Genomic DNA, 15,752 nt, shown 5'->3' with positions numbered 1-15,752 from the left:
ATCGAGCCCTGTTCGGCCAGCGTGCCGGTCGGCACGCTGGCCCTATGACACAGACTTCCGCAACGCGGCGCACGTCCCGGTTCGACGACAGGATCGCCCTCATCACCGGTGGCACGAGCGGAATGGGGCTGGCCACCGCACGGCGGCTGCTCGGCGAGGGCGCACAGGTGATCATCACCGGCCGTGATCAGGCTCGGTTGGACGCCGCGGTCAAAGATCTGGACGGCGGCGACCGAGTGCTGGCGATTCGTGGTGACGTGGCCGATCTCGCCGATCTCGACGCGCTGACAGCGGCTATCGGCGACCGCTACGGGCGGCTGGACGTGGTCTTCGCCAACGCGGGCGTCGCGTCGTTCCAGCCGAACGGCGACGTCACGGAGGCAGAGTTCGACCGCGTCGTGGACATCAACTTCAAGGGCGTGTTCTTCACCATCCAGAAGACCGTCCCGCTGCTGTCCGACGACGCGGCGATCGTGATCAACGCGTCCTGGACGTTGCACCGCGGCCTGCCAGGGGGTTCTCTCTACGCCGCCACCAAGGCGGCCGTGCACAATCTGGCGCACACCCTCGCGGCGGAACTGGGCCCAAGGGGAGTACGGGTCAACTCGGTGAGCCCCGGATACATCGAAACCCCGATGTTCCACGACGCCGTCCCGGCCGAGGCACACGACGGCGTCGTCGCTGGCGTGGTCACCGGCCGCCTCGGTACCTCCGAGGACGTCGCCGACGCCGTCGCCTTCCTCGCCTCGGCCGACGCGTCCTACGTCAACGGCCAGGATCTGATCATCGACGGCGGACTGGTCGCGGCCATCGCTGCCTGACGACGCACGGGCTCATCGTGTTCGTGCTGGGGCGGTGCTTATTCGTCCCCGGAGACCGCTACCGGTGTTGATCACCTATGCGTCACCACGCGCCAAGTTACCACTGGGTACGTAGTGACTTGCCTCGTGCTGGTCAGTATAACTTGTTCTCATCCGTCGATAGTGAGGACAGTCACATGAGCGACGATCCAAGGCGTGCCAACGCATCCAATAGACTCAGCAGACGTACGTTTATCGCTGGAACCAGTTCTATATTGGGGGGCTTCGCTCTCGCGGGCACCGCCGCCGCGGCTCCCAGGATCGCCCGAGCCGGCGGGTCGATCGCTCCCGGTGCGCACGTTCCGGTGTTGGTCATCGGTACCGGATACGGTGGTTCGGTCGCCGCATTGCGTCTCGCTCAGGCCGGCGTCGACGTGCACATGGTCGAGATGGGCATGTCCTGGGACACACCCGGCTCGGACGGCAAGATCTTCGCCAACACCACCAATCCGGACGATCGGTCGTTCTGGCTGCGCACCAGAACCAAGCAGCCGCTGAGCAACTTCCTCGGTTTTCCGATCGACCGGGACATATCCCGCTACACGGGCATCCTGGACGCCGAGGACTTCAGCGGTATCACTGTCTACCAGGGCCGTGGCATCGGCGGCGGGTCGCTGGTCAACGGTGGAATGGCGGTGACCCCAAGACGACAGCACTTCGGCGGCGTGCTCCCATCGGTCAACGCGGACGAGATGTACGACGTCTACTACCCCCGCGCCAACGCCGGACTGGGCGTCACCCACGTCGATCAGTCCTGGTGGGAGACGACCGACTGCTACCAGTACGCCCGAGTCGGGCGCAAACACGCGCAGCGGTCAGGCTTCCCGTTCGTCTTCGTGCCCAACGTCTACGACTGGGACTACATGAAACAGGAGGCCGCCGGGACGGTCCCCAGATCCGCCTTGGCCGGTGAGGTCCTCTACGGCAACAACTACGGCAAGAAATCACTGTTGCAGACCTATCTCGCCAGGGCGAAGGCGACCGGCCGGGTCACCATCTCGCCGCTGCACCGGGTTACCTCGGTCGCTCCGGTTACGGGAGGCGGTTACACGGTCGCCATCGACCAGTTGGACACCACCGGTGACACCACGGCCACCAAGACCGTGACCGCGGACAAGGTGTTCTTCGCGGCCGGCAGTGTCGGCACCAGCAAACTCCTGACCAAACTGAAGGCCACGGGGGCGCTGCCCAAGCTGAACAGCGAGGTCGGCAAGGGCTGGGGCGACAACGGTAATGTGATGTGTGGTCGTGCGAACCACATGTGGGACGCGACCGGCAAACTGCAGTCGGCGATGCCGACCGCGGGCATCGACAACTGGGACGCAGGCGGGGCCTTCGCCGAGGTCGCTCCGCTGCCCACGGGGATCGAGACCTACGCCTCGTTCTACCTGTCGATCACCAAGAACCCGAATCGCGGCCAGTTCTCCTGGAATGCCGCAACCGGCAGGGCGGAGTTGAACTGGCAGACCGCTTGGAAGCAGCCGTCCATCGACGCGGCGAAGACGATCTTCGATAGGATCAACTCAACGGAGGGGACGATCTACCGGACCGATCTCTTCGGCGCGTACAAGATCTGGGGCGATCATCTCACATATCATCCCCTGGGCGGGGCGGTGCTGAACAAGGCCACCGACAACTACGGTCGCCTGCACGGCCACCCGGGTTTGTACGTTATGGACGGTTCGCTGATTCCCGGTAACACCAGCGTCAATCCGTTCGTCACCATCACCGCGCTCGCCGAGCGGAACATCGAGCGGATCGTCGCCACGGACCTGTAGCGCCTGGGGCGTCAGTGGTTCGGCAGCACGCACACGGTGTCGAGACCCAGCACATGGTTGAGCCTGCCGAAGGCCAGCCAGGCGCCGATGCTCATGCTCAGTTCCACGATCTCGAGCTGGCTGTAGTGTTCGGTCATCCGGGACCAGAACTCCTCGTCGAGACCGTGGTGATCCAGGGCGTATCGCTCGGCGTACTCGGCGGCAAGCCGGGTGCGGTCGTCGAAGGCGTCGGTGGTGCGCCACTGGGTCACCGCGTCGGCGAACTCCTCCTCGACCTTCTGCCCGTCCCTTTCGGTCCGCCAGTCAAGGCAGAAGACGCACCCGTTGATCTGTGCGACCCGCAGCCGAGCGGCCTCGAACTCGCGGAGGCCGAGGGTCGTGTGCGCGTAGACCGCCAGCGAGAAGTTCGAGGCGGCGGGTCCGATGCCGGGGACCATCTCGCCCCAGACATACTGGATCGCGTCCTTGCCCTCGGGGATGTCGATGTTCATCGTGGTGCCTTTCCGAGTTTGCCGACTGCGGGGCGCAGCGGGACGTCGAGCGCGTCGTACAGTCCTGGCTCCGCGTCCACGAGCCAGTCGATGGCATTCACCAGCCTGCCCACGGCGGTGGCATTGCCGCCCGCGGAACGGTTCTCGCCCTCATCGGTGGCCTCGACCGTGACCTCGATTCGCGGCCTGCCCTCGATGATCACCCGGTGGGCCCCCGCGGAGTTCGGTGGCTGCGGCCAGTCCGGAGCACACGAGGGGTGGATGCGGGTGACGTGCTCGATGATGATCCGCGGCTCACCACCGACGATGCCCCGCACCTCGAACCGCGCCGCGCCCTGAGTTCCCGCTGCGAACTCGCCCATGGTCCTCGTGCCGACGGCTGTCTCCAACGGGCGGCGGTGCACGGTCTCCCGGATCTCGTCGAGCGTGACGTCGAGTGCCCTGGCCAGCAGACGCACCTGCCCGCCCCACACCATCGTCGGGACGGTCGCAGCGAGCATCGGCGGCTCGTAGTCCATCGGCTGGCCCATCCCCACGAGATAGCGAACCGAGTCGGGCTGGTCGTAGGTGGAGTAGTCGAAGATCTCCTGACAGCGGACGGCGTCCACTGTGGTGCCGAGACCACTGATCAGCAGCGGCAGCACGTCGTTGCCCCAACCGGGATCCACACCGGAGACGAACAACGACCCACCGCCGGCCGTGACGGCGGCCAGTACGGGATCGCGCAGTTCCGCCGGGGCGTTGCGCTGGTCGTAGAGCGCGTACATCGCGGGAGTGACGACCACGGCTCCCGCCCGTATCGCCCTGGTGATGTCGGTGAGCGCCTCGCCCGGACGGGTGTCCCCGGACCCCGCGTACACCACGGCCCGCGGTCCGGCCGCGAGTACCGCGTCGATGTCGTCGGTCGCCACCACACCCAGCTCGCGGTCGAGCCCACCGAGTTCGCCCGCGTCCCGCCCGACCTTGCCCGGGTTGTGCACGAGCACGGCCGCGAGTGTCAGCGCGGGATGTGCCTCGACCGCGCGAATCGCCGCACGACCGACATTGCCCGTACCCCACACCACTGTGGCGATCATGAGTCGCAGGCTAACGAACTTGTGGCCCGGCCCGACAGGGCCGACCGGGCCATCTACCGCCGCTGCCTACCGGATCGCCCCCTCATTAGTGAGACGGAGATCGTCGACGAACACGGACCCACTCTTGGTGTTGTCGAACAGCAGTGTCACGGAACGGATATCGGCGGGATCCAGGCCGTTCGTGGCCGAGGTGAAAGCCGTCAGTGGCACGCGATAGGTCTGGAGAACGGGTTCGGTGAGTGCGCCGCTGTGCAGCAAGGAACTCTTCAGGTACTGGCCCCGCACCAGGTGCTCCAGCGGCATGGTCTGGGCCAGGGGAACGGTCGCCGACCGCCCGGATCCGTCGGTGACCCGTACCCTCACGCTGCCGGTGAGGTCGCCACCTTCGGTGTTGGCGACGGCGTCGAAGACGAGGTGCCGGGCCTGCGTGGTCGCGGGGGAGAATTCCGTTGTGAGCGCCGGCGCGTCCTCGCCTCGGTCCCACTCCAGCAACCGGACGATGTCGTTGCCTGGGCCACCGCGCAACGGCAGATGGACGTCGTCCGTCGTCCGGAAACCCTCCGTGCGCATGGTCAGCTCGTTGGCGGTGGTGGCAGAGCTGTCGGAGAACTGATTGACATAGTTTGTCTCCGGAAGCCACTTGCCACCAGCCCGGTGATCCCGCAACAGGTCGGCGGCGGCGGAATCGTCCGTCAGCGTCGTACGCAGAAACGACGACGCGTACATCTGCGCGATGCGACGCTGGTCCGCCGCGGGAATCAGCGCCCCGGCGTCGATGAAGAGCTTCGTCAGGCCATCCCCGACATCGCGGTTGCCCCAGCGACTGTTGAACTGTCCGTGGTTCGCCCGGGCCACATAGAGCGCGGCCTTGAGGAACTGCTCGTCTCCGCTGAACGAGATTCGCTCGTACTGGTTGAGCCCGCCGAAGGTGGTGACGTCGGCGTCATGGGATCCCTGCAGTGCCAGATAGTTCACGTCTTCGAGGTGGATCGGCTCGCCGTCCGGTTGGTACTGGCCGTCGGCGGGGGCCAGCGCAAGCAGGGAGCGGATGTCGAATTCGTGGTCGAGTGACACCGACTCGTTTCCGGGAAGCCGGTCGAGTCCTTCCAGGTAGCTCGCCACGGCAATGGCCTCACCACCGCGGGAATGTCCGATGAGGCCGATGTTGCCCATGTCGACCTTCCCGGCGAACTGTCCTTCGGGGGCCTGGTTCCACGAGTCCCAGGCGCGGAGATGCTCCAGCAGCAACCAGCCGCGTGCGACGTCCACCCCGCTGAGCCCACCGGAGCGGTCCAGAACGCTGGTGTTGAGAAAGTTCTGGTCGACGGACGCGGTGATGAATCCCTGGCTCGCGAGTAGCTCGCCGAGATACCCGAACCCGGCCTCTGAGGCCGCGTCGTTGCTCTTGTTGCCGTGCGCGATCAGTACCAGCGGGAACGGACCGTCACCCTGCGGATACCACACCTGGGCGTTCAGTGGGAGGTTCTCGGTGCCGAATCCCCACAGGGACTCGCGCTGCCCATCCCAGCCCTTGATGATGTCCGAGGCGTCGACGGGCTCGGTCCGCAGGTCGGCAGACTGCCCGTACCGCTCCCGGGTGTCGCTGCCGGAGCCGTAGCTGAGTGTGCTGACCTCGAAGGGGCCGGGAGCGGCAGGATCGCTCTTGATCGTCGTCGCGGGTGTGCCTGCGTCGCTCGGCGCGGCCGGCCCCTGCCCCGCGGTGAACAGCCAGAGTGCGGGTCCGCCGAGGAAGACGACCGCGAGGCCGAGTACCACGAGCCTTCGGTCCCGGAGTGCGACCGGTCGGCGACCCGGACCGAGCAGGCCGCCGAGCGCCGCGCCGAGCAAGGAGCTGCCTGCGACGAGTACCGCGACCGCGAGCAGCCAGGCGATCCGGCTCGCCCCGGCGCCGAGGGTCAGCAACAGAATCAGGCAGGTGCCCAACGTCCACAGGTACCACCAGGGAAGCGCCTTGAACCGGCCGACGGTCACGAACGCGAGACCTGTGAGGACAGCCGAGGCGACGATGGCGATCAGCAGGTTGATCGCGCTCTGGGTGGCGAGAACGAACCCCGTGCCAGGCGAGGCCTGGTCCACCGCGTTCCAGCCGACGAGCGCCGCTGTCGTCAGCGCCAACAGCACTGCCGCGCCGTGCCAGGCGGGCCGTGGGCCCGCGGCGACCTTTCCCCACCGCCGCGGACCGCGCTTGCGCGAAGTCCTTTCATCGGCGTTCTCGTTGTCCACTATGGCTGATTCCACTCTCGTGTCCCCGGTCACGAGGATGATCTTAGCTGCGCCGCTGCGCCGCGACACCGCGGGCGGGCTGAACCGCACCCGCGATGCCACGGCGCAGAAAGCGGCAGGAAACCGTGTGCGGTCACCCGACTCCTGGCACGTCCACTTCCACGGCTTCCACCCGAGCGGTTCCTTCGAAATTGTTCGACATGCGTTCCAGATCCGTCTCGGCACAGCACATGTACAGGGTTCGGCGGTCGGGGCCACCGAGTGCGCACGAGACCACCCAATGCCCCGGCGTCGCGGTCGCGACCCGGTCGGTGACCACACCGTCCGGTGTGATTCGGCGAACTTCACTGCTGAACGGGCAGGTCACCCACACCGCTCCCGAGGAGTCGACACACAAGCCGTCCAGCGCGTCGTTCTCCAAGCTGTCGAACTGCTTGAACACCCGTTGATTGCCGAGGTTGCCACGCTCGTCCACATCGAACGCGGTAAGCCGGAAGTTGAACGTCTCCGCCACGTAGAGTGTCTTTCCGTCGGGACTGAGGCCCACTCCATTGGGGCACACCAGATCCTTGCCGGCCACCGTCACCTCACCTTCGGGACTCACGACGATCATCGACGCCCCTTCGGCCTCCGCGCCGTTGAACAGGTCATATCCGATCTGGGTGATATAGGCGCGCCCGTTTGAGTCCACCCACATGTCGTTCGCCCCTACCGCGACCTCGCTCAACGAAGCAATGATCTCGGTGTCGCCGGTTCGGGTGATCCTGCGCAACGCCGAATCAGCCTGCGTGACGACGAGCGGTGTGCCATCGGGGGTGAATCCGAGACCCGAAGGCTTGGCGTCCACAGTGGCCGCGACGGACAGTTCGCCATCGGCCCGCATCCGGTGCACCGTGCCCCGGGGAATGTCCGAGAACCACAGTTCGTCTTCGTGCCAGCGAGCCCCCTCCAGGTACTGGAAACCGTCTCGGACCACGCTGGCCGTTCTGCTGGTCATCTCCTGCGCCCCTTCGCGTTGTCAACCACGGCAGCCGCAGACTGCCTCTTTACCGGTAAGTGAATCAGCCCTAGGCTGATGTGACAAGACCGGCAGGAAGCTGTTCCAGCAGGGAAGGCGTCGTGATGACTCAGCGGGCTCGGGTGGCTGGAGTTGGCCTTGTGCCGTTCTCCACGCCGAGTAAGGCCAGAACCTACGATCTGATGGGCGAGGACGCGATTCGCCGTGCGTTGGCCGACGCGGGCGTGAGCTACGGCTCGGTCCAGCAGGCGTACGTCGGCTATGTATATGGTGACTCGACTTCTGGTCAGAACGTTCTGTACCGGGTGGGGATGACAGGAATCCCGGTCGTGAACGTGAACAACAACTGCTCGACGGGCTCATCGGCATTGTGGCTCGCCCGGCAGGCCGTGGAGTGCGGCGCGGCGGACTGCGTTCTGGCTGTGGGATTCGAGCAGATGCAGCGTGGCGCGCTCGGCGCGAAGTGGGACGACCGGCCGACACCGTTCGACCGCTTCAGCTCCGTCGTCGAAGGCGTGCAGGGCTTCGACGACGATGTTCCGATGGCAGCGCAGTATTTCGGCGGTGCGGGCGCGGTATATGCGCAACGGCACGACACCAAGCCGGAGACGTTCGCGCGGATCTCGGTCAAGGCACGCAAACACGCTGCGAACAATCCGGGCGCGGTGTTCCGCGATCCGGTGACGGTCGACGATGTGCTGCGGTCACCCCACATCTTCGGTCCGCTGACCCGGCTTCAGTGCTGCCCGCCTACGTGCGGGGCAGCGGCGGCGGTGATCTGCAGTCCCGAGTTCGCGCGTGCGCACGGGCTGAACGCAGGCGTCGAGATCGCCGCCCAGGCGATGACCACGGATCGGCCGAGCACCTTCGACGAGCAGGACCTGACGAAGGTCGTCGGATACGACATGACCGTTCAGGCGGCGCGTGCCGTGTACGAGACAGCCGGTATCGGCCCGGAGGACGTGCCGGTCGTCGAGCTGCATGACTGCTTCACCACGAACGAGCTGCTGAGCTACGAGGCACTCGGTCTCACGCCGGAAGGTACTGCGGAGAAGTTCGTGCTGGACGGGCAGAACACCTACGGCGGGCAGGTGGTCACGAACCCGTCTGGCGGGTTGCTTTCCAAGGGGCATCCGCTCGGCGCGACCGGCCTGGCGCAGTGCGCGGAGTTGACGTGGCAGTTGCGCGGTGCGGCGGGGGACCGTCAGGTGGACGGAGCGAAAGTGGCACTGCAGCACAACCTCGGCCTCGGAGGTGCGTGCGTGGTCTCGCTGTACCGGAGGGTGGACTGAGATGCCGGTCGATCCTGGCGTGATCGGCACGGAGACCCCCACCGTCACGATGCTCGTCGAGCGGGGACGGCTGCGGCTGTTCGCCAAGGCCACCGGTCAGACTGACCCGATCTACCACGATGTCGAGGCCGCACTGGCGGCCGGTCATCCGGATATCCCTGTGCCGCCGACCTTCCTCTGTGCATTGCAGAACGAGCGTCCCGACCCGTTCGACTGGCTCGATGCGATCGGGGTGGACCTGCGCGACGTGTTGCACGGTGAGCAGAGCTTCACCTTCCACTCCATGGCCTACGCAGGTGACGTACTGACCGCTCGCGGCCGGATCGAGGACGTCTACAGCAAGAAGGGCGGCGCGCTGCAGTTCATCGCCCGCGGAACGACTGTCCACGATGATTCGGGCCGCCGAGTCGCGGAACTGAACGACCTCGTTGTCGTGCGGGCCAGGGAGGATGGGGAATGAGCTTCGTTGTCGAGGTCGGGGACGAGCTGCCCGGGCTGAGCCTCGCCCCGATCTCGCGAGCGACACTGGCGCTCTTCGCGGGCGGGTCCGGCGATCACAATCCCGTACACATCGATATCGACGCGGCCAGGTCGGCGGGCGCGGAGGACGTCTTCGTGCACGGCATGCTCACGATGGCGCACGCGGGCCGACTCCTGACCGACTGGGTGCCGCAGCATCGAATCCGGGCACTGCGCGCACGGTTCACCGCGATCACGCCGGTGCACGCGGAGCCGGCGTGCACCGGCCGGGTGACCGCCGTGGAGGAGGTGGACGGTGAACGCCGTGCCACCGTCGCGATCAGTGTCACGCTGCGGGACGGTACGACGACGTTGCTGGGCGAAGCAGTCATCGCCACAGACTGAGGGGTTCGTGCCGCGCGTCATGCACACCACGCCGGTGCGGCCACATTGCGCACAACCCCGACGATCCGGTTTATCGAGAGGATTTACGAGAATAATGGGAAATCTGAACGGAAAAGTCGCACTCGTCTCCGGCTCCGGCCGCGGCATCGGCAGGGCGATCGCGACCAAACTGGCCGCGGAGGGCGCACGAGTCGTGGTCAACGACCTCGACGCCGAGCCGGCCGAGGAGACAGTGGGTGCGATCGAATCCGCTGGAGGGCAGGCGGTCGCGTGCATCGGCAATGTCACCGAAGAGGATTTCGGTGAGCGCTTCGTGGAATGTGCCGTGGACGCGTTCGGAACTGTGGACATCATCGTGAACAACGCCGGCTATACCTGGGACTCGGTGATTCAGAAGATGACCGATGAACAGTGGGAGGCAATGTTCGACGTCCACCTCAAGGCGCCGTTCCGGATTCTGCGCGCGGCCCAGCCGGTCATCTCCGCGGCGGTGAAGGCCGATCGTGCCGCCGGAATACCGGTCCCGTGCCGGAAGGTCGTGAACATCTCCTCGATCGCCGGCCTCGGTGGCAACGCGGGGCAGGCCAACTACGGCGCGGCCAAGGCCGGTGTGACGGGGCTGAGCAAGACACTCGCGAAGGAGTGGGGTCGCTACAACGTCACCGTCAACACGGTCGCGTTCGGCCTGATCCGCACCCGCCTCACCGAAACCCCGGCGGGCGGTGACGGTGTCATCGATGTGCAGGGCAAGGAGATCAAGGTCGGAGTGAATCCAGACCTCCTCGCGACGATGGAACGAGACATCCCCCTCGGTAGGGGCGGCACGGCCGATGAGGCCGCGGGCGCGGTGTACCTGTTGTGCACTCCGGAGTCCAACTACATCAGCGGACAGACACTGGTGTGCGGCGGCGGGTTCTCGGCCTGATCGCGCAATGAGCTCTCGAAATCGCCCGCACCCTCGTCGACGACTGCCTCGGCAGGCGGAAGAAACGAGATCATGAAAGAAATCATCTCTCGATCACTTTAGGAGTAATGGCTCATGTATCTCACGCAAACGCTCCATCAGGCTGTGCAGCAGGACCCTGACCGGTTGCTCACCGTCGACGGTCAGCGGAGCCGAAGCGTCGGTGAATCATGTGATCGGATCGCGCGGCTCGCGGGTGGCCTCCGTGGGCTCGGGGTGGCGACGGACGACCGGGTGGGCATGCTCGGGCTGAATTCCGACCGCTATCACGAGTACCTACTGGCCGTTCCCTGGGCGGACGCGGTCCTGAATCCGGTGAACAACAGGTGGAGTGCGGCCGAGATCGCCTATGCCCTGAACGAGTCGGAGACCAGGGTGCTGCTGGTGGACGAGAACTTCCGGGAAATGGCGGGGCAGCTTCGGGAGCGGTGCGACGGGCTGGAGACACTGGTCTACTGCGGCGATGGTGTCTGCCCGGACGACATGGTCGCCTACGAGGGGCTGATCGCGGATGCAGATCCGGTCGAGGATGCGCGGCGCGGCGGGGACGCGCTGTTCGGGCTGTTCTACACCGGCGGCACCACCGGTAGCCCGAAGGGCGTGATGCTCAGTCACGACAGTGTGCTGATGAATGCCCTCGGCTGTTTCGCCACCGGCGACTGGCTGAGCCAGGGCGGGCGGATGCTGCATGTCGCACCGATGTTCCATCTTGCGGACATTTTCGTCTGGGTCAGTGGTCTGTTCACGGGGGCGACCCACGTGATGGTGTCCGGCTTCACTCCGCAGGGGCTGCTGGCCACCATGGCGGAGCACAAGATCACCGATGTGCTGCTGGTGCCCACGATGATCCAGCTCATGGTCGACCACCCGGACGCCCAGGGTGCGGACCTGTCCGAGCTCCGGCACGTGCTCTACGGCACCTCGCCGATCTCCGAGACACTGCTGAACCGCGCGAGCGAACTGTTCTCACGTGCGTCCTTCGCCCAGGCGTACGGGATGACCGAGCTGTCTCCGGTCGCCACCGTGCTGCGGCCCAGCGACCACGCCGACCCGGAGTTGCGCCGGTCGGCCGGGCGCGCGGCCCCGCATGCGGAGGTCCGGATCGTGGACGAGTCGGACAACGAGGTCGGCAGGGGAGTCGTGGGTGAGATCGTGGTGCGTGGCGATCACGTCATGCTCGGGTACTGGAAACGGGAGCAGGACACCGCGACAGCGTTGCGCGGCGGCTGGATGCACACCGGTGACGCCGGGTACATGAATGAGCGCGGATACGTGTTCGTCGTGGACCGGATCAAGGACATGATCATCAGCGGTGGTGAGAACGTGTACTCGGCCGAGGTCGAGAACGTGCTCGGAAAGCATCCTGCCGTCGCGGCGTGTGCGGTCATCGGCGTGCCGGACGACGAGTGGGGCGAACGTGTGCACGCCGTCGTCGTGCTCCGGCCAGGGCTGACGAGTTCGGCAGCCGAGTTGCGCGAGTTCTGCCGCGGCCACATCGCGGCGTACAAGTCGCCGCGCAGTGCCGAGTTCGTCGACGCACTCCCGGTGTCCGGTGCCGGAAAGATTCTCAAACGCGAACTGCGACGCAGGTACTGGCCCGACGGCGGCCGGGGGGTAGGTTGAGCGTCGCGCAGCGACGTGCGAGGAGTGAGATGTCAGGGGAGGAAGCGGTCACGGCGCCGCCACGCGGCACCCGGCCGAGGAACCGGCGTGCGCTGATCGTCGCCGCCGCCACGGATCTGTTCCACCGGTTCGGGTACGAGCAGGTGGGCATGAGCGACGTGGCGGACGCGGTGAACGTGAGTTCCTCCGCGCTGTACCGGCACTTCGCGAGCAAACCGAAACTGCTCACCGCCGCGGTCGTGGCGGAGATGGTCCCGTTCCGGGACGTGTTCGCGCGGTCCGTGTCAGTCGGTTTGGACGAACTCGCACACAGGATGGCCGGGGTCGCCACGGAGGGCAGCCGTCTGGGAGCGCTGTGGCAGCGGGAGGCACGCAGCCTGCCGCCGGGGGAGTACGCGCTGCTGCGCTCCGAGATCGTCGTCACGGTCGACCTGCTGGCCGAGCTCATACGCGTCCGGCGACCCGAGTTGAGCGCCAGGGAGGCCGAACTGCTGGCGCAGTGCGCCTGCTCGGCACTGTGCAGTGTCTCCCACCGTGCCGGGGAACTGGCTCGTCCGCAGTTCGCGCAACTCCTTCAGGAGATCACCAGGACGGTGCTGACCCTGGTTCCGGCTACGCCCACGCCCGCCGTCGGTCCTCGGCCGAGCGGGTTCGCGCCGATCGTGCGACGCGAACAACTGCTCAGAGCGGCGATCATGCTGATCGCCGGACGTGGCTACGGATCGGTGAGCATGGAGGAGATCGGTGCGCAGGCCGGTATCTCCGGTCCGAGTGTCTACCACCATTTCGAATCCAAGCAGCAGTTGCTCGCCGTGGCGCTCGCGCGTGGCGAGGAGTGGCTGCGGTACGACATGTACCGCAGCCTCGAAGGTGCGAGCACCGCCGCCGACGCACTGAACCGGCTCCTCGTGTCCTATGTCGACTTCACGGCGACACACAGCGACTACGTCGACATTCTGATCACCGAAGCCCGGCATCTCGAAGGGGACGCCCGTACGCGTGTCGAACAGGGCCAGCGAGACTACGTCAGCGAGTGGCTGCACCTGATGCGCGTCAATCACCCGCACATGCACGAGGCAGAGGCGAGAATTCGGGTGCGGGCCGTCCTCACCGTCGCCAACGACATGGCCCGGACCCCGCACCTGCGTGAACAGCCCGGAACGCGGGACACGCTCAAGCTGCTCGGCGAGGCGATCCTGGTGCCAGGGTCGGCCAAAGCCGGCTGACGCCCACCAGGCCGAACTTCCCGATCCGGTAAGCAGCACACAGCGCACGCCTGGACGCAAACCTCCTCGGGCCGCGGATGGTGGCCAAGTCGAACTTGAATCTGGCGTCAGGTTCAGGTAACTTGACGACCTACCGAGATGCGACGCAAGTCACGGTCGTTCTGGTGGCTCTCGACCGGGACCGTCGTTTCCGTGCGACCCGGGCGCATGGACTCGACGAGATCTCGTACCGCCTCTCGGCTACAGCGGGCTCAACGGATTGCACCGTTACCGAAAGGAACGCTATGACTCGTCAGGCGCGTGCCGCGTGCAAAAATACTCTGGCATTCGCGGTTGTCGTTATTCTGTCCCTGGGGCTCCTGGGCGCATCGAGCGCTTGGTCATCGCAGGCGACGTCGCGAGACTACCTGGACATTGGAATCTTCTCCGAGGTTCCTGACCCGGGGCATCCGGAGGGAATTGTTGTCGCTCCCGACGGAACGGTTTACGTATCCACACATCAAAACGTCTTAGAACTACCGAACGGTCCCTCCCGTGTCTTCAAGTACAGTGAGAATGGGGAGTTGCTCGACGAGTTCGAGATCGAGGGACAGGATCCTTCGCGGGGCTCGGGCGTGCTGGGTATGGCGATGGACGCCGAGGGCGTTCTCTACATTGTGGACCGGTATCCGCAGCGGATTGTCGCGCTCGACCCGAACACCGGCGAACAGTGGGACTATGCGACGTTCAGCCAGGTCCGGGACCTGTGTGTCCCAGGTCCGGTGCTGGTGCTGGCGACCCAGTGCGCCTACGCCGATGACCTCGCGTTCACTCCGGACGGAACCCTGTTCGTCACGGACGTGGCCCAGAATCTCATCTGGCGTGTTCCACCGGGCGGCGGTGAGGCAGAGGAGTGGTTCACCGACACGCGAATTCTCAGCCCGTTCGGTCCGAACGGCATCGAGGTCATGGCGGACGGCAAAACATTGATGTTCGCCCAGACGATGACCGGCCCATTGGACACGCTGGGAAATCTGCTCCGCGGTGAACCCACGTTGCCGGCGACAGGGAAGATCTTCACGTTGACGGTGAATGATGACGGCAGTCCGCGCGATCTCGAGACCTTCTGGGAGAGCGAGCCAGGAATCGGACTCGACGGAATCGCGATCGCCGAATCCGGGAACGTCTACGCGGCGCTCGGGCTGGGTTCGAACTCAGTGGTGGCCATCTCCCCCGAGGGTGAGGAGATCAAGCGGAACCCGGCGAACGAGGTGGAGAACCTGCTGCTCGAAGTGCCGCTGGACACTCCGGGCAGCATGAAGTTCCTCGGCGACCGGCTGCTGGTGACGAACCATGCGCCGTTCGTCGCCATGCCAGGGGCGTTCGTGGTGTTCGACGTGTACACAGGGGAACGAGGCCTCGATCCCTTCCGCCCCCAGTTGCCGTCACGGTAATTCCCCGAGGGGAGCATCGGAAGGTCGTTCGGATGCGTCGCGATATGCGGGATTTTGGTTCGGGCCGACTGCTCGCGCTGTGCCGGTCGTCGATCGGTCTGCTGGGCGGTATCGGCGTGGTGCTGATGATGCTGACCGTACTCACAGATGCCGTGCTGCGTTTCGCGGTGAGCAGTCCCCTCGCCGGATCGATGGAGTATGTGTCGTTCTGGTACATGGTGGCGATCGCATTCTTCGGCTTCGCACTGGCGGAGCGATACGGCGAACACATCGATGCTCCCCTCATTTTCGATCGCCTGCCTGCTCAGCTTCGCCGTGAGTTCGTTGTTGTCGGGAAGGTGCTCTTCCTGATCGTCCTGATCTCGATGGCGTGGTGGGGCTGGGAAGAGGCGTTACGGCAATATGCGGTCGGAGAACGCGGAGGCGCCGCGGGAGTGGCGATCTGGCCAGCGCGATTCTTCGTGCCGATCGGTGCGACAGCGTGTGCGATCGAAGTGATCGTGAATATTTTCTCCAGGACGGGCTCGGGTACCGCTGATCGGGATTCCACAGGGCGCTAGTGTGCCGTGTTTGAAGTCGTCTGACGGTTGGCCTTGGCGAGGATCTGGTCGGGGGTTTTGGTCCAGATGAAGGGGTGGCAGCGGTTGTTCCAGCCGTTGATGAAGGCGCGGATCTTGGTGTTGAGGTCGCGGACGGAGCGGAAGGTGCCGCGGCGGATGGCCTGGCGCTCGATGATGCCGAACCACACCTCGACGAGGTTGAGCCACGATGCGGAGGTCGGGGTGAAATGCACGCGGATTCGTGGATTAGCCCCCAGCCAGTCGCGGACCTCGACGCGTTTGTGGGCGGCGTAGTTGTCCATCACCAGGTGCAGCTGGCGGTC

At 65.7% G+C, this 15,752-nt stretch carries 15 protein-coding genes; 10 read left to right on the top strand and 5 right to left on the bottom strand.

The genetic code is table 11. The annotated features are described in order from the left end of the window. Nucleotides 1–44: 44 nt before the first annotated feature. Together BM199_RS31895 and BM199_RS31890 are read left to right on the top strand one after the other, a co-directional pair. Nucleotides 45–821 (top strand): glucose 1-dehydrogenase, encoded by a 777-nt coding sequence (locus tag BM199_RS31895; protein ID WP_091679691.1) that lies wholly within the window; start codon nt 45–47, stop codon nt 819–821. Between the two features lie 254 nt (nt 822–1,075). After that, the gene (locus BM199_RS31890) at nt 1,076–2,638 is read left to right on the top strand and encodes a GMC oxidoreductase (RefSeq protein WP_245788985.1); all 1,563 of its coding nucleotides are present in this window, start codon (nt 1,076–1,078) and stop codon (nt 2,636–2,638) included. 11 nt (nt 2,639–2,649) lie between these two features. Here the strand turns inward: BM199_RS31890 and BM199_RS31885 are convergent, their stop codons facing one another. The 4 genes from BM199_RS31885 to BM199_RS31870 all read right to left on the bottom strand — a co-directional run bounded on the left by BM199_RS31885 (nt 2,650) and on the right by BM199_RS31870 (nt 7,446). Further along, on the bottom strand, nt 2,650–3,129 hold the full coding sequence (locus BM199_RS31885; RefSeq protein ID WP_091679686.1) for a carboxymuconolactone decarboxylase family protein: 480 nt from the start codon (nt 3,127–3,129) through the stop codon (nt 2,650–2,652). Further along, nucleotides 3,126–4,205, bottom strand: coding sequence for an NAD(P)H-dependent amine dehydrogenase family protein (locus BM199_RS31880; protein ID WP_091679684.1), 1,080 nt, complete (start codon nt 4,203–4,205; stop codon nt 3,126–3,128). The genes BM199_RS31885 and BM199_RS31880 overlap by 4 nt, the downstream gene beginning before the upstream one ends. A 66-nt stretch (nt 4,206–4,271) precedes the next feature. Continuing rightward, nucleotides 4,272–6,482 carry an alpha/beta hydrolase gene (locus BM199_RS31875; protein WP_245788983.1) on the bottom strand — a complete coding sequence of 737 codons (2,211 nt, stop codon included), beginning with the start codon at nt 6,480–6,482 and terminating at the stop codon, nt 4,272–4,274. Nucleotides 6,483–6,582: 100 nt separating this feature from the next. Then, a complete protein-coding gene (locus BM199_RS31870) occupies nt 6,583–7,446 on the bottom strand; it encodes an SMP-30/gluconolactonase/LRE family protein (RefSeq protein ID WP_091679682.1) in 864 nt (287 codons plus the stop codon). Nucleotides 7,447–7,571: 125 nt separating this feature from the next. Between BM199_RS31870 and BM199_RS31865 the strand changes: the two genes are divergently transcribed. The 8 genes from BM199_RS31865 to BM199_RS31830 all read left to right on the top strand — a co-directional run bounded on the left by BM199_RS31865 (nt 7,572) and on the right by BM199_RS31830 (nt 15,429). After that, nucleotides 7,572–8,759 carry a lipid-transfer protein gene (locus BM199_RS31865; RefSeq protein WP_091679679.1) on the top strand — a complete coding sequence of 396 codons (1,188 nt, stop codon included), beginning with the start codon at nt 7,572–7,574 and terminating at the stop codon, nt 8,757–8,759. Nucleotide 8,760: 1 nt separating this feature from the next. Beyond that, nucleotides 8,761–9,219, top strand: coding sequence for a MaoC family dehydratase N-terminal domain-containing protein (locus BM199_RS31860; protein WP_091679677.1), 459 nt, complete (start codon nt 8,761–8,763; stop codon nt 9,217–9,219). Then, nucleotides 9,216–9,623: a MaoC/PaaZ C-terminal domain-containing protein gene (locus BM199_RS31855; RefSeq protein WP_091679674.1), complete on the top strand. Its 408-nt coding sequence runs from the start codon at nt 9,216–9,218 to the stop codon at nt 9,621–9,623. The genes BM199_RS31860 and BM199_RS31855 overlap by 4 nt, the downstream gene beginning before the upstream one ends. 94 nt (nt 9,624–9,717) lie before the next feature. Next, nucleotides 9,718–10,548 carry an SDR family NAD(P)-dependent oxidoreductase gene (locus BM199_RS31850; protein ID WP_177242881.1) on the top strand — a complete coding sequence of 277 codons (831 nt, stop codon included), beginning with the start codon at nt 9,718–9,720 and terminating at the stop codon, nt 10,546–10,548. 114 nt (nt 10,549–10,662) lie between these two features. Further along, nucleotides 10,663–12,210, top strand: coding sequence for a long-chain-fatty-acid--CoA ligase (locus BM199_RS31845; protein ID WP_091679671.1), 1,548 nt, complete (start codon nt 10,663–10,665; stop codon nt 12,208–12,210). A 29-nt stretch (nt 12,211–12,239) separates the two neighbouring features. Next, the gene (locus tag BM199_RS31840; RefSeq protein ID WP_091679668.1) at nt 12,240–13,436 is read left to right on the top strand and encodes a TetR/AcrR family transcriptional regulator; all 1,197 of its coding nucleotides are present in this window, start codon (nt 12,240–12,242) and stop codon (nt 13,434–13,436) included. 563 nt (nt 13,437–13,999) lie between these two features. Then, entirely contained in the window at nt 14,000–14,869 is an 870-nt protein-coding gene (locus BM199_RS34105; RefSeq protein ID WP_091679665.1) for an SMP-30/gluconolactonase/LRE family protein, read from the top strand. A gap of 125 nt (nt 14,870–14,994) precedes the next feature. Further along, nucleotides 14,995–15,429, top strand: coding sequence for a TRAP transporter small permease (locus BM199_RS31830; protein WP_245788987.1), 435 nt, complete (start codon nt 14,995–14,997; stop codon nt 15,427–15,429). Here the strand turns inward: BM199_RS31830 and BM199_RS31825 are convergent. Then, on the bottom strand, nt 15,426–15,752 hold a 327-nt coding region (locus tag BM199_RS31825; protein WP_177242879.1), incomplete at its 5' end, for a transposase. The genes BM199_RS31830 and BM199_RS31825 overlap by 4 nt on opposite strands.

Source organism: Amycolatopsis marina (assembly GCF_900111885.1).
Classification (GTDB): Bacteria; Actinomycetota; Actinomycetes; order Mycobacteriales; family Pseudonocardiaceae; genus Amycolatopsis; species Amycolatopsis marina.
This window is presented reverse-complemented; position numbering and strand designations above follow the sequence as displayed.

Coding starts and splice junctions, on each gene's coding strand:
- BM199_RS31895 (WP_091679691.1), top strand. CDS start 45: ATGACACAGACTTCCGCAACGCGGCGCACGTCCCGGTTCGACGACAGG.
- BM199_RS31850 (WP_177242881.1), top strand. CDS start 9,718: ATGGGAAATCTGAACGGAAAAGTCGCACTCGTCTCCGGCTCCGGCCGC.
- BM199_RS31870 (WP_091679682.1), bottom strand. CDS start 7,446: ATGACCAGCAGAACGGCCAGCGTGGTCCGAGACGGTTTCCAGTACCTG.
- BM199_RS31860 (WP_091679677.1), top strand. CDS start 8,761: ATGCCGGTCGATCCTGGCGTGATCGGCACGGAGACCCCCACCGTCACG.
- BM199_RS31865 (WP_091679679.1), top strand. CDS start 7,572: ATGACTCAGCGGGCTCGGGTGGCTGGAGTTGGCCTTGTGCCGTTCTCC.
- BM199_RS31845 (WP_091679671.1), top strand. CDS start 10,663: ATGTATCTCACGCAAACGCTCCATCAGGCTGTGCAGCAGGACCCTGAC.
- BM199_RS31885 (WP_091679686.1), bottom strand. CDS start 3,129: ATGAACATCGACATCCCCGAGGGCAAGGACGCGATCCAGTATGTCTGG.
- BM199_RS31830 (WP_245788987.1), top strand. CDS start 14,995: ATGATGCTGACCGTACTCACAGATGCCGTGCTGCGTTTCGCGGTGAGC.
- BM199_RS31855 (WP_091679674.1), top strand. CDS start 9,216: ATGAGCTTCGTTGTCGAGGTCGGGGACGAGCTGCCCGGGCTGAGCCTC.
- BM199_RS31880 (WP_091679684.1), bottom strand. CDS start 4,205: ATGATCGCCACAGTGGTGTGGGGTACGGGCAATGTCGGTCGTGCGGCG.
- BM199_RS31840 (WP_091679668.1), top strand. CDS start 12,240: ATGTCAGGGGAGGAAGCGGTCACGGCGCCGCCACGCGGCACCCGGCCG.